Source organism: Rhodoferax koreense, assembly GCF_001955695.1.
Taxonomy (GTDB): Bacteria; Pseudomonadota; Gammaproteobacteria; order Burkholderiales; family Burkholderiaceae_C; genus Rhodoferax_B; species Rhodoferax_B koreensis.
In genome coordinates this window covers 1,028,364-1,050,236 of the sequence record NZ_CP019236.1, presented here as the reverse complement: position 1 = coordinate 1,050,236, position 21,873 = coordinate 1,028,364, and the positions used below count along the sequence as shown (strand labels likewise).

Here is a 21,873-nt window from a genome sequence, read left to right as displayed (position 1 = left end):
TCTTCAAGGCTGTGCGGCGACCTGGGCGGCCAGCCCCTGGGCCAGCGTCTGCGTGGGCCGCCAACCCGTGGCCAGCAGCCGGGTGTTGTCGCCGACCAGCATGGGCGGGTCGCCCGCGCGGGCGGAGGCCAGGGCCAGCACGGGATTCGGGTCGGCATCGCACAGGCGGGCCAGGGTGCGCACCACGTCTTCGATGGACGCGGGCTGGCCCGAACAGATGTTGAAGCGGCCACTGACGCCATTCGAGCCTTCGGCCAGCAGATGGACGAAGGCCTCGGCGGCGTCGGGGACGGGCAACATGCCGCGGAAGGCGCTGGTATTGACGCCGAAAGCCGGTGCTCGGCCGCGGAACACCTCGATCAGCGACGGCAGCATGCGCTTTGGCGCCTCGCCGGGGCCGAACGGGTAGAACACATGGCCCCAGGCCAGCGACACGCCCTGCGCGGCGCACAGCGCGGTGGCCAGCCGGCGCGCGGCGTCCTTGGCCGTGCCGTACAGGCCCTGTGGCAGCAACGGGGTGTTTTCCTCGCGCAGGTAGCCGTAAGACCAGTCGTACTCGGCACAGGTGCCGGCCGCGAAGGCATGTTTGCCGCCGGTCTCGCCGAAGGCCTGCAGCAGGCGCAGCGTGGCGTCCACCCAGCGCAGGTTCAGCGGCGATGCCCAGTATTTGCCGTATTCGGCGTACCAGGCCAGGTGCAGCAGGTGGGAAGCCCCGGCCTCCTTCAGCAGCGGGGCGAAATCTTGCGTCGCCAGCAGGTCGGCCTGCACCAGTTCCAGGTCCTCGAAACCTTCCGGCAGGCGGCGGCCGAGCACCGCCACCTCGGCGCCGCGCAGCCGCAGGCGCTGCAGCACGTGCCGCCCGAGGTAGCCGCTGGCGCCGGTGACGAGCACCTTCAAGGCAGGATCTCCAGCCGGGGCACGGCAGTGACGAAACGGCCGCCCCATTCGCGGATGTAGTCCAGCTGCGCCATGACCTCGTCCTTCAGGTTCCAAGGCAGGATCAGCACGTGGCTGGGCCGGTGCGCGCGCAGATGGGCCTCGTCGACGATGGGAATGCGGCTGCCCGGCATGAACTTGCCCTGCTTGGCCGGGTTCCTGTCGACCACGTACGGCAGCAGGTGCGGGCGCACGCCGGCGAAGTTGCACAGCGTGTTGCCCTTGGCCGCGGCCCCGTAGGCGGCGACACGACCATCTTCTTCGGCCATTTTTATCAAAAAAGAGAGCAGCTCACGCGCGATCCGCTTGGGCTGCAGGTCGAATTGGCTGTAAAAATTCGTCGTCAACATGCCGGCGGCGACTTCCGCCGCCAGCACCTGCTGCACGGCCGGGGTGACGGCCTGACCGCCCGTGTCGGCACGCTGGGCGAAGACGCGCAGGCTGCCGCCGTGGGTGGAAAGCTCCTGCACGTCGAACACTTTCAGCCCATTCGCCTCGAAGATACGCTGCACCGCGGTGAGCGACAGGTAGGAGTAGTGCTCGTGGTAGGCCGTGTCGAACTGGCAGGACTGCACCATGCGCATCAGGTGCGGAAACTCGAAGGTGGCCACACCCTGCGGCTTGAGCAATGCGGTGAAGCCGCCGACGAAGTCGTTGATGTCGGGCACATGCGCCAGCACGTTGTTGGCGGCGGTGAGGTCGGCGCTCTGGCCGGCCGCTGCGAGTTCCCGGCCAAGCGCCACGCCGAAGAAGCGCTCGTCGATGGCCAAGCCCTTTTCGCGCGCGGCGGCGGCGGTGCTGGCGGTCGGCTCCACACCCAGGCAGGGAATGCCGGCCTGCTGGACGTATTGCAGCAGGTAGCCGTCGTTGGCGGCCACTTCGACCACATGGCTTTGCGCGCCCAGCTTGAAGCGCTGCACCATGTCGCCCACATAGGCCTTGGCGTGGGCGAGCCAGGAACTCGAGAACGAGCTGAAGTAAGCGTAGTCCTCGGTGAACAGGGCCTCGCGGCCCGCGTGGTCCTCGGTCTGCACCAGCCAGCAATGGCTGCAGGCCAGCACACGCAACGGGTACCAGGCTTCCGGCGCGTTCAGCGTGGTGGCGCTCAGGTAGGCGTTGCTCGGCGGGGCGCTGCCCAGGTCGAGGAACGGCAGGGTCAACTCGGTGTTGCAATGGCGGCACTTCACAGCCGTACTCCTTCAAATTGGGCATCGATCATCGGATGGCCGGCGTCGCGCGGCGAAAGGCCTTGCACGGCCAGCGGCCAGGCCACGGCCACGCGCGGGTCCTGCGGGTTCAGCCCGGCCTCGGCCGCGGGGGCGTAGAAACTCGAATGGCAGTAGAGCATTTCGACATCGTCGCTCTGCGTCTGGAAGCCGTGAGCGAAACCTTCGGGAATCAGCAAGGCCCGGTGGTTCTCGGCCGAGAGGATTTCCGCGTGCCATTGCAGGTAGGTGGGCGAGCCGGCGCGCAGGTCCACTGCGACGTCCCACACCGCGCCGCGTAGGCAGCTCACCAGTTTCATCTCGGCATGCGGCGGCAACTGGTAATGCAGGCCACGCACCGTGCCGCGGGCGGCCGTGAAGGTGTGGTTGATCTGGGCGATCGGCACACGCCAGCCGGCGGCGGACAGCTCCTCGGCGCAGAACAGGCGCGAAAGGAAGCCGCGCGCATCGCCGAGCGGATGGCGTTCGATCAGCTTCAGACCGATGCGCGGCGTGTCGGAGATGGTGAACCGGGTCATGACACCGCACTTTCAAACGCTTCGATGTCGGCCAGGCACAGGCTACGCGCATCCGCGCCGCCCCCCTGCCGACGGTACCAATCCAGCGTGCGCTGCACCGAGGTGGTCAGGCTCCAGCGCGGCGCCACGCCGAGCGCGGTGCGGGCCTTGGCCACTTCGAGCGCAAGCCAGCCGGCCTCGTGCGGGCCTTGGCTGCCGTCGCCCCAGAGGACCTCGCCCTGCGGAAAAACCGTTTGCGCCTGCTGCACCACGGTGCGCACCGTCGCCGCCTCGTGCGTGGCCGGGCCGAAGTTGTAGGCCCCGGCCAGTTCCGGCGCGCGCCACAGCCTTTCGGCCAGCACCAGGTAGGCGGCCAGCGGCTCGAGCACGTGCTGCCAGGGGCGGATCGCCTCGGGCCGGCGGATTTCCAACGGCCGGCCGGCCAACCAGGCGCGCACCGCGTCGGGGACCAGCCGGTCCTCGGCCCAATCGCCGCCGCCGATCACGTTGCCGGCGCGCGCCGTCGCCACGGCCACGCCCTGCGCTTGCAGGAAAGACGCGCGGTAGCTCGCCACGACCAGTTCCGCCGCGGCCTTGCTGGCGCTGTAGGGGTCGTGGCCGCCGAGCGCGTCGTCCTCGCGGTACGGGTAGGTCCACTCGTTGTTGCGGTAGACCTTGTCGGTGGTCACCACCACCACCGAACGCACGCTGTCCAAGCCGCGCAGCGCGTCGAGCAGGTGCGCCGTGCCCATCACGTTCGTGGCGAAAGTGTCGACCGGTTCGCGGTAACCCGCGCGCACCAGGGCCTGGGCCGCAAGGTGCAGCACCACCTCGGGCCGGGCCTCCTCGACTTGTTTCTTCAGCGCGGCGGCGTCGCGGATGTCGCAGACGCCGTGGTCGATCGAATTGCCCACCTGCGCCAGATCGAACAGGTTCGGTGCGGTGGCTGGGGGCAGCGACAGGCCCACGACCTGCGCACCCAGCCGATGCAGCCATAACGCGAGCCAGCTGCCCTTGAAGCCGGTATGGCCCGTGAGCAGCACGCGTTTGCCGCGCCAGAAGTCTTGGTCAGGCAAAACCATCACCAGACTTTCCAAGGTGCCTTGCCGGACAACCAGAGTTCTTCGAGCATGTTCTTCTCGCGCAGCGTGTCCATCGGCTGCCAGAAGCCGGTGTGTTCATACGCCATCAATTGGCCATCGGCAGCCAGGCCGGACAGAGGCTCCGACTCCCAGCTGGTGGCATCCCCGGCGATGCGTTCGAGGCAGGCCGGCGACAACACGAAGAAGCCGCCGTTGATCAGACCGCCGTCGCCGCGCGGCTTCTCGGTGAAACCCTGCACCACCTCGCCCTGCAACTGCAGCGCGCCGTAACGCCCGGGCGGCTGCACGGCCGTTACTGTGGCAAGTTTGCCGTGTTGCCGATGGAAGGCGATGGCGCGGCCGATGTCCACGTCGGAGACGCCGTCGCCGTAGGTGAAGCAGAACGCCTCTTCGCCCTGCACGTAGTCGGCCACGCGGCGCAGGCGGCCGCCGGTCATGGTGTCGTCGCCGGTGTCCACCAGGGTCACGCGCCAGGGCTCGGCGTGCTTGTGGTGCACTTCCATCTTGTTGTGGGCCATGTCGAAGGTGACGTCGGACATGTGCAGGAAGTAGTTGGCGAAGTACTCCTTGATGATGTAGCCCTTGTAGCCGCAGCAGATGACGAAGTCGTTCACGCCATGCGCCGAATACATCTTGAGGATGTGCCAGAGGATGGGCTTGCCGCCGATCTCGATCATCGGCTTGGGTTTGAGATGCGTCTCTTCGGAAATGCGGGTGCCCAGGCCCCCGGCGAGGATCACGGCTTTCATGGGTTGTCTCCACACCATTGGTTGAACATCTGCCGGTACGCGTCTTCCACGTTCCGGGTGAAGGCGGCCTCGTCCATCAGTGCGCTGGCCTGCATCGCGGGCCGCAGGCCGGCGCGGATCTGCGCCAGCCGCGCGGTGTCGCCGGCCAGGGCCGCGGCGCGGGCGATGTAGTCCTCCTCGGTCTGCGCGATCCATTCCGGATGGCCGATGCCTTGCAGGATGGAACTGCCGAGGCAGCCGACGCTCGGTCGATCGGCCAGCGTCACGTAGGGAATGCCCATGTACAAGGTCTCGAACAAGGTGGTGCCGGAATTGTGCGGGAAACAATCCAGCCCGATGTCGATGCCGCGCAGCACGTCCCACGGCGGGCTGTGGCAGCCGATCAGCAGGCGTTCGCGGGCGATACCCTGCGCCACGAAGCGCTGGGCGAGTTCTTCCTGCGTCTCGGCGTCCTGGTAGCTGCGGCTGTCGATCACCAGGCGCGAATCGGCCACCCGCTTGAGCAACTCGGCCCAGACGCGCACGGTGCGGTGGTTCACCCGCACGGCACGCGTGAGCGTGCCGAAGGTGACGAAGCCGTTGCGCAACGCTGGCAAGGCGCTGACCTCGCCCATCTGCGCGGCCCCGGCCGGCCGGTAGGCCCAGCCGACAGGCAGGCGCCACGGCCGCTCGGCAAAAAAACGCTCGCTGCCGTGCGGCGCGCTGGCTTCGTCGGTGAGGAAATAGTCGATCGCCGAGAGGCCGGTGGTGCAGCCGTAGCCCATCCAACTCAGGGACACCGGTGCCGGCTTGCGCGCAAACACGCCCAGGCGGTTGCCGCCGGTGTGGCCGGCCAGGTCGACCAGGATGTCGATGCCGTCGGCGCGGATGCGTTCGGCCAGCGCGGCGTCGCTCATGCCGCGGGTGGGCACCCAGTGGTCCACATACGACTTGTAGCGCGCCGTGGCCGCGTCCTCGCGCAGCAGCTCGGCATAGGCGTAGATGCGCACCTGGCGCTTGTCGTGCCGCGACAGCAGCGGTTCGAGGAAGTTGGCGCAGGAATGGCTGCGGAAATCGGGCGACACGTAGCCGACCCGGAGCACGCGTGCCGGGTCCTTCGTATTGGCGTGCGACCGCCACTCGGCACGGTGCTGTACGCAGAAATTCTCGTCATAGGCGCGGTACTCGGCGAAGACCTCATCGCCGGTCTTATCCGGGTGGTAGTTCAGCACGAACAGCAGGTTGCCGTGCGCGGTCGCATCGGCTGGGTTCAGCGCCAGCGCGCGGCGCATGCTGTCTTCGGCCTCGTGCAGCCGGCCCTGGTTCTGCAGCACGATGCCCAGGTTGCCGTGGGCCGGGGCGAGTTCCGGCTCCAGCGCGATGGCCTTGCGGAAGCCCTGCTCGGCCTCGACCAGGCGCTGCGTGGCGTTGAAGACTTCGGCCAGGTTGTTCCAGCCGACGGCCGAGGTCGGATCGATATCGATCGCGCGGCGGCAGCTTTGTTCAGCCTCGTCGAAGCGGCCCAGGTCCTTCAGCACCGATCCCACCTGGAAGTTCAGCGCCACGCTGTCAGGCGCGATCTCCAGCGCGCGGCGCAGGCAGGCCAGCGCTTCGCCCGCGCGTTGCTGGCGGCGCAACACCTGGCTCAGGCTCACGTAGCCGGTCAGGAAATCGGGCTTGGCCCGCAGGGCGTCGCGCCAGTAGACCTCGGCATCGATCCAGCGGCCCTGGTCCTGCAGCACGCGGTCCAGGTTCAGCATGGCCGGCATGAAGTCTGGACGCAGCTCGAGTGCCGTGCGGAAACGGTCTTCGGCCTCCTTCAACTGGCCTTGCGCCTTGAGATTCGTACCGAGGTTGTAATGGGCATTGGCCGACTCGGGCTTGAGCGCCATGGCCTGGCGGAACGCGGGCTCGGCCTCGACCAGCCGGCCCTGCTGCTGCAGCACAAGCGCCAGGTTGCTGTGGGCCTCCGCGAATTCGGGCAGCAGCGCCAGCGCCTGGCGGAAGCTGGCCTCGGCTTCAGCCAGCAGGCCCTGGTCGTGCTGCGCATTGCCCTGGTTGTAGAAGGCATGGGCCTGTTGCACCAGGGCTTCAAGCGCGTCGGGGTTGCGCTGGCGCCAGGCGTCGAACATCTGCCCGTAGGCGTTTTCGACCTGGTGCGCAAAGCCGTCTTCGTCCATCAGGATGCTGGCCTGCATCTGGCCGCGCAGGCCCTGGCGTACGGCGGCGAGCGCGGGCAGGTCGTGCGCCAGCGCGACGACCTTCTCGATGTAATCGGCTTCGGTGGCGGCGATCCACTCGGCATGGCCGGCAGCCTGCAGGATCGAGCTGCCGAGCCGGCCCACGCTGGCGCGGCCGGCCAGCGTCACATACGGCACGCCCATGTACAGCGACTCGAACAGCGTGGTGCCCGAATTGTGCGGAAAGCAGTCCAGCCCGATGTCGATGCCGCGCAGCACGTCCCACGGCGGGCTGTGGTAGCCGATGTGCAGGCGCTCGGCGTCGATCCCGTGTTCGGCGAAGCGCGCGGCCAGCGCCGCCTGCGCGGCCGGATCGACGAAACTGCTGCTGTCGACCACCAGGTGCGCACCGGGCAGGCGCTGCAGGATCTGCGACCACACCCGGATGGTGTGGTGGTTGATGCGCACGCTGCGTGTCAGCGTGCCCAGCGTGAGATGCCCCTTGCGCAGCGCTGGCAGCGGGCCTGGCTCGCCCATGCCTTCGGCCGGCCGGAAGGCCCAGCCGGCCGGCAGCCGCCAGGGCTGCTCGGCGAACAGCGCTTCGCAGCCGGCGGGAGCGCTGGCCTCGTCGGTCAGGTAGTAGTCGATGGCGGCGAGGCCGGTGGTGTAGCCGAAGCCGAGCCACGACAGCGACACCGGCGCGGGCTTGCGCGCGAACACGCCCAGGCGGTTGCCCACGGTGTGGCCGGCCACATCGACCAGGATGTCGATGCCGTCGGCGCGGATGCGTTCGGCCAGCGCGGCGTCGCTCATCCCGCGCGTGGGCACCCAGTGATCCACATAAGTCCTGTACCTCGCCGTGGCCTCGTCTTCGCGCGCCAGTTCGGCATAGGCATAGGTCTCGACCACGCCATGGTGGTGCGCGGCCAGCAGCGGCTCGAGGAAGCGGCAGCAGGCGTGGTTGCGAAAGTCGGGCGACACGTAGCCCACCTTCAGCACGCGGCCGGCCTGGCGCGGATTGGCGTGCGGCGTCCACAGCCCGCGCAGCGGCAGGCCGTAGCGGCGGTCGTATTCGCGGTAGAGCGTGAAGATGTCTTCGGCGCTGCGGTCGGGGTGGTAGTTGGCAGTGAACAGCAGGTTGCTGTAGATGTCTTCCTGCGCGGGGTCGATGGCCAGCGCGCGGTGGAAGTGGTCGAGCGATGCGTCGAGCCGGCCCTGCTTCTGGTAGGTGATGCCCAGGTTGTTGTGCGCCTCCATGTAGTCCGGCTTGAGCTTCAGCGCGCGATGCAGCGCGGCCTCGGCCTCGGCGAGGCGGCCCTGGTCCTGCAGCACATGGCCGAGATTGCAATGCGCCTCGGCGTCGTCCGGCATCAACTCGGCGGCGCGGCGCTTGGCGGCCAGCACCTCCTCGGTGCGGCCCTGCGGCTGGAGCATGACACCGAGCGCCTTCCAGGCGAAGCCGCTGGCCGGGTAGCGCGCGATCAACGTGCGGGCCAGAGCTTCGCCTTCCTGGTAGCGGCGCTGCTGGAACAGCTGCACCACGGCGTCGGCCTCCTGCTGGCTCGGGACGGCGGCGGCGGCCGGCGGCGCCACGGCCGTTTTCCGCGCGGCGGACTTCGATGCGGAAGGCCAGTGAATGCCGGGGCGCGTGGGCACGACGGGTTTCGCCATGGTCTTTTCCGGCGTGCTCGCGGCCCACAGCGCGAACATCTCGCGGTACGCGGACTCGACGCCGCGCGCGAAAGCCGCTTCGTCCATCAGCGCGCTGACCTGCATCTGCGGGCGCAGCATCATGCGCAGCAGGGCCAGGCGGGTCGGGTCCTGCGCCAGCGCCACGACCTTGTCGATGTATTCGGCCTCGGTCGCGGCAATCCACTCGGGCCGGCCGAGGCCGTGCAGGATCGCGCTACCGATGCGGCCCACGCTGGGCCGGCCGGCCAGGGTGACGACCGGCACACCCATGTAGAGTGTTTCGAAGAGCGTCGTGCCGGAATTGTGCGGAAAGCAGTCCAGCCCGATGTCGATGCCGCGCAGCACGTCCCACGGCGGCGTGTGGAAACCGATCTGCAGCCGCTCGGCGCCGACGCCGAGCGCTTCGAACCGGGCGGCGAGGTCGCGGCAGGTGGCGGGATCGGCGAAGTTGCGGCTGTCGACGACCAGCCGCGCATCGGGCAGGCGGTGCATGATCTGCGCCCACACCCGCAGCGTGTGCGCGTTGATGCGGATGCTGCGCGACAGGGTGCCGAGCGTGACGAAGCCGCGCTGCAGCACCGGCGGCGTGCCCACCTCGCCCATGTCGGGCGACGGCCGGTACACGGCGTACGGCAGGTTGGGCAGGCGCCAGGGCTTTTCCGAGAACACATGCTCGGCCCCCACGGGCACGCTGGCCTCGTCGGTCAGGTAGTAGTCGATGGCCGTCAGGCCGGTGGTGTAGCCGTAGCCCATCCACGACAACGACACCGGCGCCGGCTTGCGGGCGAACACGCCGAGCCGGTCGCCCTTGGTGTGGCCTGCCAGGTCGACCAGGATGTCGATGCCGTCGGCACGGATGCGTTCGGCCAGCGCGTCGTCGTTCAGGCCATGCGTCGGCACCCAGTGGTCGACATAGGTCTTGTAGCGTGCGGTGGCCGCGTCTTCCTGCTGGAGGTCAGCATAGGCGAACACCTCGACCACGGCCTTGTCGTGCGCGGCCAGCAGCGGCTCCAGGAAGCGGCCCACGGCGTGGTTGCAGAAGTCGGGCGACACGTAACCCACCCTGAGCACGCGCGCGGTCTGGCGCGGGTTGCCATGCGGCGCCCAGGCGGCGCGGTGCGGCAGGCCGAAGCGGCGTTCATATTCTCGGTAGGCCTCGTAGATTTCCTCGGCGCTCTGGTCGGGGTGGTAGTTCAGCAGGAACAGCAGGTTGTCGAACAGGTGCGCGGAATCCAGGCCGAGCGCGAGCGCCCGCCGGTAGCAGGCCACGGCTTCCACCAGTTCGCCGCTGTGCTGCAGCACGTTGCCCAGGTTGTGCAGCGCCAGCGCGTAATCGGGCCGGGCCGCGAGCGCGGCACGGTAGGCGGCCTCGGCCTCGGCCATGCGGCCCCGGTCCTGCAGCACCAGACCGAGGTTGCAATGGGCCTGGGCGTAGGCCGGCTGCAGGGCCAACGCCTGGCGGTAGATTGCTTCGGCCTCGTCCAGGCGGCCCTGGTCGTGCAGCTGGTTGGCCTGGTTGTAGGCCAGCTCGGCCTGCAGCGCGGCCAGGCTCATGTCGGCGGGGGGTGTTTCCGGCCCTGCGGCAGGCTGGGGATGGGCGTCGGCCCACAGCGCGAACATCTCGCGGTAGGCCTGCTCGACGCGCTCCACGAAGTTCGCCTCGTCCATCAGCGGGCTGGCCTGCATCAGCGGGCGCAGCATCTGGCGCAGCAGCGCCAGGCGGGGCAGGTCCTGCGCGAGCTCGACCACCTTGTCGACGTATTCGGCTTCGCTGCGCGCGATCCATTCCGGACGGCCCAACCCCTGCAGGATGGCGCTGCCGATGCGGCCCACGCTCGGCCGGTCGGCCAGCGTGACGAAGGGGATGCCCATGTAGAGCGTTTCGAACAGCGTGGTACCGGAGTTGTGCGGGAAGCAGTCCAGCCCGATGTCGATGCCGCGCAGCACGTCCCACGGCGGGCTGTGGCAGCCGATCTGCAGCTGTTCGGGCGCCACGCCATGGGCCAGGAAGCGCTCGGCCAGCGCCGACTGCACGGCGGTGTCTTCGAAGGATTTGCTGTCAATCACCAGCCGGACGCCGTCGATGCGCCGCAGGATCTGCGCCCAGACGCGCACGGTGCGCTCGTTGATGCGCACGCCGCGCGTGAGCGTGCCGATGGTGATGTAGCCGCGGGACAGCGCCGGCAAGGCATTGACTTCGCCCATGCCCGGGCCCGGCCGATAGACGGCGTAAGGGGTGTCGGGAAGGCGCCAGGGGGCTTCGGAAAACAGGTGTTCGCTGCCGGCCGGTGCGCTGGCCTCGTCCGTCAGGTAGTAGTCGATGGCCTTCAGGCCGGTGGTGCAGCCGAAACCCATCCACGACAGCGACACCGGCGCGGGCTTTCGGGCGAAGGTGCCCAGGCGGTTGCCCCTGGTGTGGCCGGCCAGGTCGACCAGGATGTCGATGCCGTCGGCGCGGATGCGTTCGGCCAGCGCCTCGTCGCCGAGCTCGCGCGTCGGCACCCAGTGGTCGGCATAGGCCTTGTAGCGCGCGGTGGCGGCGTCCTCGTCGCCGCGCAGCTCGGCGTAGGCGAACACTTCGAAGTTCGCCTTGTCATGCCCGCCCAGCAGCGGCTCCATGAAGAAGGTGCAGGCGTGGTGGCGAAAATCCGGCGACACATAGCCGACGCGCAGGCGGCGGCCTTCGCCGCGCGGGTTGGCGTGCACCGGCCAGGCCGCGCGCAGCGGCGCGCCGAACTGCCGTTCGTAGGCGGCATAGGCTTCGTAGATGTCCTCCGCACTCTTGGACGGGTGGTAGTTCAGCACGAACAGCAGGTTGTCGTAGGCGATGCGGTAATCGGGCTTGGTCGCGACCGCCCGGCGCAAGGCCCGCACCGCCTCGTCGATCAGGCCCTGCGCGGTATAGATGCCGCTCAGGTTGTTCCAGGCTTCGGCGAAATCGGGCTTGTGGGCCACCGCGCGTTCGAAGCAGCGGTGCGCCTCGCTCACCTGGCCCTGGGCATTGAGCGCCAGGCCGAGGTTGTTGTGCGCCTCCGCATGGTCAGGCTTCAGGGCGATAGCCGCGCGCAGCGCCGTGACGGCTTCGGCCGGACGTTCGAGCTCGAAGTAGGAACGGCCGAGGTTGCACAGGGCTTCCACGTCACACGGCAGCAATTCGGCGGCACGGATCTTCGCGGCCAGCGCCTCTTCCTTGCGGCCCTGTGGCTGCAGCATGGTGCCCAGCGCCTTCCAGAGGAAGCCGTCCTGGGGATGCCGCGCGATCAGTTCACGCGCCAGCGCCTCGCCGCGCTGGTGGTCGCCTGCGCGAAACAGTGCCACCAGGGCATGCTTGTCGGCGTCGGCCAGCGCCTGCGGGGCCACGGCCACGGCCGCGGCCGCGGGTGCGGGTGCGGGTGCGGGCGTAACGATGGCGGCCGGTGCCGGATTGTCCGGCACGCCCAGGCGGTCGGCCAGCGCGTTCGCCATCGACGGCTGCAGGCCATGGGCTTGCGCCAGCGGCAAAAGTTGCGCGGCCAGGCCGTGCTGGCCGGCGCGGATCAGCGCATCGATGTAGCTGAACCAGTGCTGTGCGCTCGCACTGTCGGCATTCAGCGCGGCCTCGAAGAAGGGCAGCGCGGTGGCCGGCTCGGCGCGCTGGATGGCGAACAGCACGCCGAGGTTGTGGTTGGCATCGGGATGGTCCGGCTGCAGCCGCAGCAGGCTGCGGTACAGGGCCTCCGCGCCGTCGAAATCCCAGTCCTGGTGGCAGGCGATGGCGCGCGCCAACAGCGCGTCCGGGTCGGACGCATCGGGATCGTTCAGGCGGCTGGCATCAAGCATTTCGTTCATGGCGGCGCGCCGGCATCAGCAGGAGGCTGAAACCGGCTCGCCGCAAGGATAAGGCGCTCCCCGCGCCGGCAAGCGCCGAATTGGCGCGGTTTGGCGCCGCAGTTCGCATATTCAGGCGCGGTGGTTCTGACTATCCTTGAACCGAACCGGAAATGTTCCGACCGGCGCATGGCGTGGTCGATGTTCGCTTTTAACGACGGTTTGGGCGTTGCCTTGCGCTTTTTGGCGACTCCACCCCGCCCCGACCGGTGTTTTGGATTTAACCTAAGCCCCGCCACATCCGATACATTTATACACAAGCCCTTAACATGCGCCGGAACCCGCCAACCTGCAACAGGCATACCCCTGACACCTTCTCATGATCGTCCTCATCGGCTATGCCGTCTCCATGGGTTGCATCTTTGGTGTGTACATCTTTCACGGTGGCAACATCAGTGTGATCCTGCACGCCCTGCCTTTCGAGTTGATCACCATCTTCGGCGGCGCACTCGGTGCCTTCGCGGTGAACAACCAGCCCAAGGTGCTGAAAGCCACCATCAAGCTGCTGCCGCAGGCGCTCAAGGGCTCCAAGTACACCAAGGCGCGGTACATGGAGTTGATGGCGCTGCTCTACGACATCCTGCAGAAGGCGCGCAAGGAAGGGCTCATGGCGATCGAGAAGGACGTGGAGACGCCGCACGACTCCGAGATCTTCAAGAAGTACCCCACCGTGGGCCACGACCACCACGTGGTCGAATTCATGACCGACTACCTGCGCATGATGGTTTCGGGCAACCTGAACGCGCATGAAATCGAGTCGCTGATGGACAGCGAGATCGACACCCACCACGCCGAGGCCCACGCGCCGATCGCGGCCATCGCGCGCCTGGCGGGTGCGCTGCCGGCCTTCGGCATCGTGGCCGCCGTGCTGGGCGTGGTCAACACCATGGGCTCGGTGGGGCAGCCCCCCTCGGTCCTCGGCGGCATGATCGCGTCCGCCCTGGTGGGTACCTTCCTCGGGATTCTGCTGGCCTACGGTGTGGTCGAGCCCTTGGGCGGCCTGCTCGAACAGAAGAACGAGGATGCCGCCAAGGAATTCCAGTGCATCAAGACCACGCTGTTGGCCAGCATGCAGGGCTACAACCCATCGACAGCCATCGAATTTGGCCGCAAAGTGCTGTTCTCGACAGAGCGCCCGAGCTTTGCAGAACTCGAGGGCCATGTCCGTGGAAAGAAGTGACTTTCCGCTAGGAAACTGAAATGGCAGGCGAAGGCAAGAAACTCCAGCCGATCATCGTCAAGAAGATCAAGAAAGGCGGCCACGCCGTGCATGGCGGCGCGTGGAAGATCGCCTACGCCGACTTCGTGACCGCCATGATGGCGTTTTTCCTGCTGATGTGGCTGCTCGGCTCGACCTCCGAGGGCGACAAGAAGGGCCTGTCCGACTACTTCAGCGCGCCGCTCAAGGTGGCGATGCAGGGGGGCAGCGGCGCGGGGGCGAGCAACAGCATCCTGTCGGGCGGCGGCACCGACCTCACCAAGAAGACCGGCCAGGCCAACCGCGGCCAGGGCGACGACCCGCTCAAAAAGAAGATGACCGAGGAGGCCGCCAAGGCCGAACTCGCCAAGCAGGACGCCAAACGCATCGCCACGCTGCGCGCGAAGATCGACGCGCTGATCACCAACAACCCCAAGCTCAACGAATATCGCTCGCAGATCCGCATGGAGACCACGCCCGACGGGCTGCAGATTCAGATCGTCGACGACCAGAACCGTCCAATGTTCGACAGCGGCAGCGCGCTGGTCAAGCCCTACATGCGCGACATCCTGCGCGAGATCGGCATGGCGCTCAATGGCGTGGAAAACCGCGTGAGCCTGGCCGGCCACACCGACCGCACACCCTACGGCAACGGCGAGCGCGGCTACAGCAACTGGGAACTCTCGGCCGACCGCGCCAACGCTTCCCGCCGCGAACTGGTGGCCTCGGGCATGCCCGACGACAAGCTCGCGCGCGTCGTGGGCCTGGCCTCCAGCAGCCTGATGGACACGCAGAACCCCCTGGCCCCGGTGAACCGGCGCATCAGCATCACGGTGATGACCCGAGAGGCCGAAGCGCGGCTGATCGGCAGCAATGCCACAATACCGGCTTCCACGGGACCTCCCGCCGAGAGCGAAACCAGGCCCGCCACGGCAGCCCCCGAACCAAAATCATGAGAATCTCGAGAAACACCCCGATGCGCCTTCCTACAGCAACCTCTTTTCGAAAGGGTCACACGTGGCAAACGACCTGCGTTTTCTGATCGTTGACGATTTCTCAACGATGCGGCGCATCGTGCGCAACCTGCTCAAGGAAAGCGGGTACACCGATGCCGAGGAAGCCGAGGACGGCGTCGTGGCGCTGAACAAGCTGCGCAACGGCCGCTTCGACTTCGTCGTGAGTGACATCAACATGCCCAACATGAACGGCTTCGAACTGCTCACGCAGATCAAGGCTGACGAAAAGCTCAAGCACCTGCCCGTGCTGATGGTGACGGCCGAGGCACGCAAGGAAGACATCGTCGCCGCGGCCCAGGGCGGCGCTGCCGGCTACATCGTGAAGCCGTTCACCAAGGCCACGCTCGAGGAAAAGGTGGCGCACATCCTGAAGAAGCTGGGAATGCTGCCGGTATGACGGCCAACCCACCGCCATCCGCCCTGGAGGCGGACGCCACGGCGCCCGACGTTCACCAGAAAATCGGGCTGTTGACGCGCCAGCTGCACGACACGCTGAATCAGCTCGGTTATGCGGACAAGCTCAAGGGCAGCGTGAGCGAACTGCCGGACGCGCAAAGCCGCCTCTCGTACATCGCACGGCTGACGGGCGAGGCGGCGGAAAAGGTGCTGAGCCGGGTGGAACTGGCCAAGACCCAGCACGACTATATCGCCGCGGAAACCCGCCGCCTGGCCGCGCTGATCGTGAAGGACCCGGTGGCTGCGGTCGCCACGGGCCAGGTCTACAACTTCGTGGCCGACGTGGAGCAGGTCACCAGGGACATCGACATTCACCTCACCGAGATCATGATGGCCCAGGATTTCCACGACCTCACCGGCCAGGTGATCGCGCGCGTGGTCAACCTGGCCGCCACGATCGAGGAACAACTGGTGCAGTTGCTGATCCAGACCGCGCCCACGGCACCGCCCGTGGTCGAAAAGCCCAAACTGGCCGGTCCAGTGGTCGATGCCAGCACGGCCGGCGACGTGGTTACCGACCAATCCCAGGTGGACGACCTGCTCGCCAGCCTGGGCTTTTAGACGGCAAATTAGCCTAGCCATGGGCGGTCTTATCGGGCTTTAGAAAAGCGGGTCGCTGCAGACAATGGGGAACCTCAATTCCCCATTGCCATGGACTCCTCCAGCCAAGACAAGAACCTCCCGGCCACCGAGCGCAAGCTGCAGCAAGCGCGCAAGGACGGCCAGGCGTCACGCTCCAGGGATCTTTCGCACCTGGCCGTGCTGGGAACCGGCATGTTCACGCTGCTGGTGCTCGGCCCCACGTTGTTCGAGCGCCTCAAGCTCGCCCTGAGCCAGCAACTCTCCTTCAACCTCTCGACACTGGCCACCAACGGCAGCATGCTCGACCGCCTGCAGGACATGGTGGCCATCGGCCTGGTCGCGGCCTCGGTGTTCGCCGCCATCGTGCTGGCCGCCGCCATCGGCAGCGCGGTGGCCGCCGGCGGCTGGATCGCCAGCCTCAAGCCCATCATGCCGGACCCGAGCCGGCTCAACCCCTTCTCCGGCGTGGGCCGGCTGTTCTCCAAGCAGCAGGTCACCGAGGTGGCCAAGCTGATCGTCATCACCACGGTGCTGATCGCCGTAGCATGGAGCTTCATGGCCGGCAGCCTGCAGTCGGTGGCCTCGCTGGTGATGCAGCCCTCCACGGCCGCGCTGCGCCACCTGGTGAGCTGGATCACCTCGGGCATGTCGCTGCTGCTGCTAGTGGTGTTTGCCGTGGCCATGATCGACGTGCCGCTGCAGGCCTTCCTGATGAAGTCGCGGCTCAAGATGTCGCACCAGGAGGTGAAGCAGGAACACAAGGAGTCCGACGGCAACCCGCAGATGAAGGGCAAGATGCGCGCCCGCGCCCGCGAGATCGCCCAGCGCAGCAGCGTGGCCAACGTGCCCAAGGCCGACTTCGTGCTGATGAACCCGACCCACTTCGCCGTGGCGATCCGGTACGACGAGAAAACCATGGCCGCGCCGCAGGTCATCTCCAAGGGCGCGGATCTGCTGGCCATGAAGATCCGCGAGATTGCCGGCCACCACAAGGTGCCGGTGTTCGAGTCGCCGAGACTGGCGCGGGCGCTGTACGCCCATGCCGAGCTCGACAAGGAAATTCCCTCGTCGCTCTACACCGCGGTGGCGCAGGTGCTGGCCTACGTTTACCGCCTGAAAGCGGCGATGCGCGGCGAAGGGCCGATGCCCGACGTGTTCCCGCAGCCCTTCGTCCCGCCTGAACTCGATCCGCTGAGCAAGACCGTACTCGCCGAGGATGCGCCATGAATCCGCAGATGAAATCCTTCCAGCGCTGGGTCACCACCAACGCGGCCCTGATGACCGGCGTGTCGGCGCCGATCCTGGTCGTCGCCATCCTGGCGATGATGGTGCTGCCGATGCCGGCCTGGCTGCTCGACACCTTCTTCACCGTCAACATCGCGGTGGCGCTGATGGTGATGATGGTGGCGGCCTACATGACCCGGCCCCTGGACTTCGCGGCCTTCCCCTCGGTGCTACTGCTGACCACGTTGATGCGGCTTTCGCTGAACGTGGCCTCCACGCGGGTGGTGCTGCTCGAAGGCCATACCGGCCCGGGCGCGGCCGGCGCGGTGATCGAGGCCTTCGGCCACTTCCTGATCGGCGGCAATTTCGCGGTCGGGCTGATCGTGTTCGCGATCCTGGTGGTGATCAACTTCGTGGTGGTGACCAAGGGTTCGGAGCGCATCGCCGAGGTCTCGGCGCGCTTCACGCTGGACGCCATGCCCGGCAAGCAGATGGCGGTGGATGCCGACCTCAACGCCGGCCTGATCGACGAGAAAGAGGCCAAGCGCCGGCGCGCCGAGGTGGCCGAGGAAGCCGACTTCTTCGGCTCCATGGACGGCGCCAGCAAGTTCGTGCGCGGTGACGCGATCGCCGGCATCCTGATCCTGATCATCAACATCGTCGGCGGCTTCACCGTCGGCGTGCTGCAGCACGACCTGACGGCCGGCAAGGCCGCCGACACCTACATCCTGCTGGCCGTCGGCGATGCGCTGGTGGCGCAGATCCCGGGCCTCCTGATCTCCATCGCCTCGGCCATGGTGGTCTCGCGCGTGGGCAAGGACGACGACATCGGCAAGCAGATCGTGCAGCAGCTGTTCACCTCGCCACGCGTGCTGGGCATCACCGCCGGCATCCTGGCCATGCTCGGCCTGGTGCCGAACATGCCGCACGTGGTGTTCCTGAGCATGGCCGCCGTGCTGGGCTACGGTGCCTGGGTGATCGCACGGCGTCCACCACCGCCGGACATGACGGCCATCGCGCCGCCGCCGCCCTCCGACGGCGAAGCCACCTGGGACGACCTGCAGCCGGTCGACCTGCTCGGCCTGGAGCTCGGCTACCGGCTCATCTCCCTGGTCGACAAGAACCGCCAGGGTGACCTGCTCACCCGCATCAAGGGCGTGCGACGCAAGTTCGCGCAGGAGGTCGGCTTCCTGCCGCCGGCCGTGCATGTGCGCGACAACCTCGAACTCAAGCCCAGCGCCTACCGCATCACGCTGCGCGGGGTGGTGGTGGGCGACGGCGAGGCCTTCCCCGGCATGTACCTGGCGATCAACCCCGGCGGCATCACCACGCCGCTGATCGGCACGGCCACCACCGACCCGGCCTTCGGCCTGCCCGCGCACTGGATCGACGAGCGCCAGAAGGAACCGGCGCAAATGGCGGGTTTTACCGTGGTTGATTCGGAAACCGTGATGGCCACGCATTTGTCACACTTGATGCAAGTCCAGGCGGCCCGGCTCTTGAGCCGCACCGAGACCCAGCAACTCGTCGAACACGTGAGCAGACAGGCCCCCAAATTGATCGAAGAAGTGGTCCCCAAGATGGTCTCGATTGCCACCTTCCAGAAAGTCCTGCAGCTGCTGCTGGAAGAGTCGGTGCACATCCGCGACATCCGCACCATCGTCGAGTCGCTGGCCGAGCATGCCGGCAGCACCACCGACCCGGTGGAGCTCGCCCGCCGCGTGCGCATCGCCCTGGCGCCGGCCATCGTGCAGCAGATCTACGGCGCCGTGCGCGAGCTCAATGTGATCGCCATCGAACCCGGCCTGGAACGCATGCTGGTGCAGGCCCTGGGCAACAACACTGGGCCGGCGCTGGATCCTGGCGTGGCCGAGATGCTGACCAAGAGCGCCGCCGACGTCGCGCTCAAGCAGGAAGAACTCGGCGTGCCGGCCTGCCTGCTGGTGCCCGACTCGATCCGCAACGCCATCGCCCGCCTGGTCAAGCGCGTGGCGCCGCGCCTGCAGGTGCTGGCGCACAGCGAAATTCCTGAAACCCACACCATCCGCATTGGCCCCATCCTCCGAGGTGCACTCACATGAACATCAAACGCTTCCACGCCGCCACGTCCCGCGAAGCCCTGGCCAAGGCCCGGATGGCATTCGGCGAAGGCACGCTGATCCTGTCGAACCGCCCCACGCCGACCGGCGTCGAGGTGGTGGCCACCGCGGAGGACAGCCTGTCCGCGCTCGACACCTCGCACGAGGCGATGCTGGCCTCGGCGCAGCCGAAGCCGCAGGCCCGGCCACAGCCACCGGCCCTGCCCCGCGCGGAAATCCGCACGCCGGCCCGCCCTGTGGCCAAGGCCGTGCCGGTCGAAGCCGATCCGGTCGAAGAAGACACGACCCAGCTCGCGATGAGCACGCTGTCGTTCCAGGACTATGTACGCGAACGCATGCTGCGCCGCCGCCACGAGGCCACCAACGGCCAGATGGACGAGACCCAGAGCGGCGCACCGCTGTTCGAAGCCCGGCCCGCCCCGGCGCCCGCCCCCGTGCCGGCCCCTCGTGCCAGCCATGCCGCGCCGTTCGCCGCGCCCGCCGCCCGCCCCCGCGCCGCTCCGTCGGCACCGGCCGCCGCGCAGGCCGCGAACAAGGGCATCGTCGACGAACTGCAGGCGATGAAGGAAATGATCGAGGAGCGCTTCAGCACCATGGCCTGGCTGGGCCAGGCCAAGCAGGACCCGATCCAGTCGAACCTGATGCTCAAGCTGATCCGCGCCGGTTATTCGCCGGCCCTGGCCCGCGCCGTGCTGGAACGCCTGCCCGAGGAACTCGGTGCGGCCGAAGCCGTGCGTTGGCTCATGGACGTGCTCGAACGCAACCTCAAGACCGACGTGCGCGCGCCGTCGCTGTTCGACCAGGGCGGCATCTACGCGCTGGTGGGGGCCACCGGCGTGGGCAAGACCACCACTGCGGCCAAGCTCGCCGCGCATTGCGTACGCGTACACGGCGCCAACAGCGTCGGCCTGATCACGCTCGACACCTACCGCGTCGCGGCCCACGAGCAGCTGCGCGCCTATGGCCGCATGCTCGGTGTGGTGGCGCATCTGGCGCACGACCGCGCCGCGCTGCAGGACCTGCTGGGCCTGCTGGGCAACAAGAAGATGGTGCTGATCGACACCACCGGCATCGCCCCGCGCGACCCGCGCAAGCGCGACATGCTCGATGTGCTCGACCTGCCCAAGGTCAACCGGATGCTGGTGCTCAACGCCGGCGGCCACGGCGACACGCTGGACGATGTGCTGACCTCGTTCAAGACCAGCGGCGTGCAGCAGGCCATCCTGTCCAAGGTGGACGAAGCCGTGAAACTCGGCCCGTCGCTGGACGCCATCATCCGCCACCAGCTGGTGCTGCGCGGCGTCTGCAACGGCCAGCGCGTGCCCGAGGACTGGGAGGCCGCCGACCCCAAGAAGCTGATCGGCACCTCGATGCGATCGAGTTCGAAGTCGGCGTTCGACCCGAAGGCGGCCGATCTGAGCTTCTTCTTCTCGCCCTCCGAGCCCATCGAATACAAGGAACGTGCCCATGCTTGACGCGGCGGCCCGTGCGACGGACGCGGCGGTGCTCGATCAGAGCGAAGGCCTGCGCCACTGGCTGCCACAGGCGCCAAGCCATGGCACGCGCGTGATCGCCATGGTCAGCCGCGGCGAGTCGCGCACCGAGCAGCCCCTGCTCTGGCAGATCTGCACCTCGCTCGAGGGGCTGGGCCACAGCGTGGCCGTGCTGGATGGCACGACCGCAGAATCGGAGCACAATCCGGGTCTGCAACAATTGCTGGACCATGCACACTGGCTGGACCACCCGCACGAGGACGCCAACTGGCAGATCGTGCCATCCAGGCTGGGGCTGGCCCGGCTGGCCTCTCGAGACATGGAGGACGACATGGGCCTTCCGCCCTTGGGAAATCTTGGAAATTTGGGACCACTGTTCAAGGATTTCAACATCGTGCTGCTGTATGCGCGCGCCGACGCATTGATGTCGCTGCTGTCCGGCACGGGCGTACGTCCGTTGCTGGCCATCGCGCCATCGAGAAACTCCATCGTCGGCGGCTACCAGACGTTGAAGCAACTGCTGCAACGGGCGCAACGCCTGCCGATCCTCGTGTCGCTGGTGACCGGCCCGCTCAAGGCCGCGGAAAACCGCGCCACGGTGGCCGCGCGCTCGCTGCGGCAGTGTGCGGCCACCTACCTCGGCTGCGACACGGAAGTGCTCAGCATCCGGTCATTCCCTCAGCAGGACCTCCCCTGCGAAGACACGCCTCGGCTGGTGCTGCGCCTCCTGGAAAGTGCCGCCACGGTTGGCGGCGGCTGGCCGAGCAGCTTCGCCCCTGCCGGTTTCGGGTCCGGCGCCGTTGTCCATCCCGTCCGGAGCCAGTGATGTACACCGCCAAAGGTCAGATGGACCGTGAACACATGATCCGCCAGTATGTGCCGCTGGTGCGGCGCCTGGCGCACCACATGATCGCCAAGCTGCCGCCCAACGTCGAACTCGACGACCTGATCCAGGTCGGCATGATCGGCCTGTCGGAGGCGTTGACGCGGTACGAGGTGAGCCAGGGCGTGCAGTTCGAGACCTTCGCCACGCAGCGCATCCGCGGCGCGATGATCGATGAACTCCGCGAGGGCGACTGGATGTCGCGCAGCTCGCGCAAGAGCCAGAAGGACATCGAACGCGCGGTGCGCAAGCTCGAGCAGAAGCTCGGTCGCAGCCCGCTCGAATCTGAAATCGCCGTGGAGCTGGAGATGACCCTGCCCGACTACCAGGAGCTGCTCGGCAAGGTGCGCGGCACCCAGCTCGTCTACCTGGAAGACATGTCCAGCGGCCCGGACGACGAGGCCGGCTTCCTCGACCACCACGTGGCCGACGACAGCGCCGACCCGATGCAGATGCTGCGCGACCACCGACTGCGCCAGGCCCTGGTCGACGCCATCAAGACGCTGCCCGAGCGCGAGCAGCACATCATGAGCATGTACTACGAGAACGACCTGAACCTCAAGGAAATCGCCGCTGTGCTCGGCGTGACCGAGTCGCGCGTGTGCCAGCTGCACAGCCAGTCGATCGCGCGGCTGCGGGCGAAGATGCGGAGCCACTGAGAACACGCGGCTTGCCGCCCATGTGTCGACCCCA

The 21,873-nt window shown here is 67.6% G+C and carries 15 protein-coding genes; 9 read left to right on the top strand and 6 right to left on the bottom strand.

Features of this window, described 5'->3' with window-relative positions; genetic code table 11:
- Nucleotides 1–3: 3 nt before the first annotated feature.
- Genes RD110_RS05005 through RD110_RS28310 form a run of 6 tightly spaced genes read right to left on the bottom strand, consistent with a single transcriptional unit; the run spans nucleotide 4 to nucleotide 12,190 of the window.
- Entirely contained in the window at nucleotides 4–891 is an 888-nt protein-coding gene (locus tag RD110_RS05005; protein WP_239467256.1) for an NAD-dependent epimerase/dehydratase family protein, read from the bottom strand.
- Nucleotides 892–893: 2 nt separating this feature from the next.
- On the bottom strand, nucleotides 894–2,123 hold the full coding sequence (locus RD110_RS05000) for a class I SAM-dependent methyltransferase (RefSeq protein WP_076197265.1): 1,230 nt from the start codon (nucleotides 2,121–2,123) through the stop codon (nucleotides 894–896).
- Nucleotides 2,120–2,680 carry a dTDP-4-dehydrorhamnose 3,5-epimerase family protein gene (locus RD110_RS04995; RefSeq protein WP_076197263.1) on the bottom strand — a complete coding sequence of 187 codons (561 nt, stop codon included), beginning with the start codon at nucleotides 2,678–2,680 and terminating at the stop codon, nucleotides 2,120–2,122. Before RD110_RS04995 ends, RD110_RS05000 begins: the two co-directional genes overlap by 4 nt.
- Complete coding sequence (gene rfbG / locus RD110_RS04990) at nucleotides 2,677–3,741, bottom strand: CDP-glucose 4,6-dehydratase (RefSeq protein WP_076197261.1); 1,065 nt, start codon at nucleotides 3,739–3,741, stop codon at nucleotides 2,677–2,679. Before rfbG ends, RD110_RS04995 begins: the two co-directional genes overlap by 4 nt.
- Nucleotides 3,741–4,511 carry a glucose-1-phosphate cytidylyltransferase gene (rfbF, locus tag RD110_RS04985; RefSeq protein WP_076197260.1) on the bottom strand — a complete coding sequence of 257 codons (771 nt, stop codon included), beginning with the start codon at nucleotides 4,509–4,511 and terminating at the stop codon, nucleotides 3,741–3,743. The genes rfbG and rfbF overlap by 1 nt, the downstream gene beginning before the upstream one ends.
- Nucleotides 4,508–12,190, bottom strand: coding sequence for a tetratricopeptide repeat protein (locus tag RD110_RS28310; protein ID WP_204250025.1), 7,683 nt, complete (start codon nucleotides 12,188–12,190; stop codon nucleotides 4,508–4,510). The genes rfbF and RD110_RS28310 overlap by 4 nt, the downstream gene beginning before the upstream one ends.
- A gap of 358 nt (nucleotides 12,191–12,548) precedes the next feature.
- Between RD110_RS28310 and motA the strand changes: the two genes are divergently transcribed.
- The 9 genes from motA to RD110_RS04885 all read left to right on the top strand — a co-directional run bounded on the left by motA (nucleotide 12,549) and on the right by RD110_RS04885 (nucleotide 21,839).
- Complete coding sequence (gene motA / locus RD110_RS04925; protein ID WP_076197258.1) at nucleotides 12,549–13,409, top strand: flagellar motor stator protein MotA; 861 nt, start codon at nucleotides 12,549–12,551, stop codon at nucleotides 13,407–13,409.
- A 20-nt stretch (nucleotides 13,410–13,429) separates the two neighbouring features.
- Nucleotides 13,430–14,383 (top strand): flagellar motor protein MotB, encoded by a 954-nt coding sequence (gene motB, locus RD110_RS04920; RefSeq protein WP_076197256.1) that lies wholly within the window; start codon nucleotides 13,430–13,432, stop codon nucleotides 14,381–14,383.
- 61 nt (nucleotides 14,384–14,444) lie between these two features.
- Entirely contained in the window at nucleotides 14,445–14,840 is a 396-nt protein-coding gene (gene cheY, locus RD110_RS04915) for a chemotaxis response regulator CheY (protein WP_076197254.1), read from the top strand.
- Nucleotides 14,837–15,460 (top strand): protein phosphatase CheZ, encoded by a 624-nt coding sequence (locus tag RD110_RS04910; RefSeq protein ID WP_076197252.1) that lies wholly within the window; start codon nucleotides 14,837–14,839, stop codon nucleotides 15,458–15,460. The genes cheY and RD110_RS04910 overlap by 4 nt, the downstream gene beginning before the upstream one ends.
- A 90-nt stretch (nucleotides 15,461–15,550) precedes the next feature.
- Complete coding sequence (locus RD110_RS04905; protein ID WP_076197250.1) at nucleotides 15,551–16,708, top strand: EscU/YscU/HrcU family type III secretion system export apparatus switch protein; 1,158 nt, start codon at nucleotides 15,551–15,553, stop codon at nucleotides 16,706–16,708.
- Nucleotides 16,705–18,786, top strand: a complete 2,082-nt coding sequence (flhA, locus tag RD110_RS04900) for a flagellar biosynthesis protein FlhA (protein ID WP_076197248.1) — start codon at nucleotides 16,705–16,707, stop codon at nucleotides 18,784–18,786. Before RD110_RS04905 ends, flhA begins: the two co-directional genes overlap by 4 nt.
- Nucleotides 18,783–20,279, top strand: a complete 1,497-nt coding sequence (gene flhF, locus RD110_RS04895) for a flagellar biosynthesis GTPase FlhF (RefSeq protein WP_076197246.1) — start codon at nucleotides 18,783–18,785, stop codon at nucleotides 20,277–20,279. The genes flhA and flhF overlap by 4 nt, the downstream gene beginning before the upstream one ends.
- Complete coding sequence (locus RD110_RS04890) at nucleotides 20,272–21,123, top strand: hypothetical protein (protein WP_076197244.1); 852 nt, start codon at nucleotides 20,272–20,274, stop codon at nucleotides 21,121–21,123. Before flhF ends, RD110_RS04890 begins: the two co-directional genes overlap by 8 nt.
- Nucleotides 21,123–21,839 (top strand): RNA polymerase sigma factor FliA, encoded by a 717-nt coding sequence (locus RD110_RS04885; protein WP_076197242.1) that lies wholly within the window; start codon nucleotides 21,123–21,125, stop codon nucleotides 21,837–21,839. The genes RD110_RS04890 and RD110_RS04885 overlap by 1 nt, the downstream gene beginning before the upstream one ends.
- Nucleotides 21,840–21,873: the final 34 nt, after the last annotated feature.

What these genes read in the sequence shown, in the direction of transcription:
- RD110_RS28310 (WP_204250025.1), bottom strand. Translation starts at nt 12,190, where the DNA reads ATGAACGAAATGCTTGATGCCAGCCGCCTGAACGATCCCGATGCGTCC.
- rfbG (WP_076197261.1), bottom strand. Translation starts at nt 3,741, where the DNA reads ATGGTTTTGCCTGACCAAGACTTCTGGCGCGGCAAACGCGTGCTGCTC.
- rfbF (WP_076197260.1), bottom strand. Translation starts at nt 4,511, where the DNA reads ATGAAAGCCGTGATCCTCGCCGGGGGCCTGGGCACCCGCATTTCCGAA.
- RD110_RS04890 (WP_076197244.1), top strand. Translation starts at nt 20,272, where the DNA reads ATGCTTGACGCGGCGGCCCGTGCGACGGACGCGGCGGTGCTCGATCAG.
- RD110_RS04910 (WP_076197252.1), top strand. Translation starts at nt 14,837, where the DNA reads ATGACGGCCAACCCACCGCCATCCGCCCTGGAGGCGGACGCCACGGCG.
- motB (WP_076197256.1), top strand. Translation starts at nt 13,430, where the DNA reads ATGGCAGGCGAAGGCAAGAAACTCCAGCCGATCATCGTCAAGAAGATC.
- flhF (WP_076197246.1), top strand. Translation starts at nt 18,783, where the DNA reads ATGAACATCAAACGCTTCCACGCCGCCACGTCCCGCGAAGCCCTGGCC.
- flhA (WP_076197248.1), top strand. Translation starts at nt 16,705, where the DNA reads ATGAATCCGCAGATGAAATCCTTCCAGCGCTGGGTCACCACCAACGCG.
- RD110_RS04905 (WP_076197250.1), top strand. Translation starts at nt 15,551, where the DNA reads ATGGACTCCTCCAGCCAAGACAAGAACCTCCCGGCCACCGAGCGCAAG.
- RD110_RS04995 (WP_076197263.1), bottom strand. Translation starts at nt 2,680, where the DNA reads ATGACCCGGTTCACCATCTCCGACACGCCGCGCATCGGTCTGAAGCTG.
- motA (WP_076197258.1), top strand. Translation starts at nt 12,549, where the DNA reads ATGATCGTCCTCATCGGCTATGCCGTCTCCATGGGTTGCATCTTTGGT.
- RD110_RS04885 (WP_076197242.1), top strand. Translation starts at nt 21,123, where the DNA reads ATGTACACCGCCAAAGGTCAGATGGACCGTGAACACATGATCCGCCAG.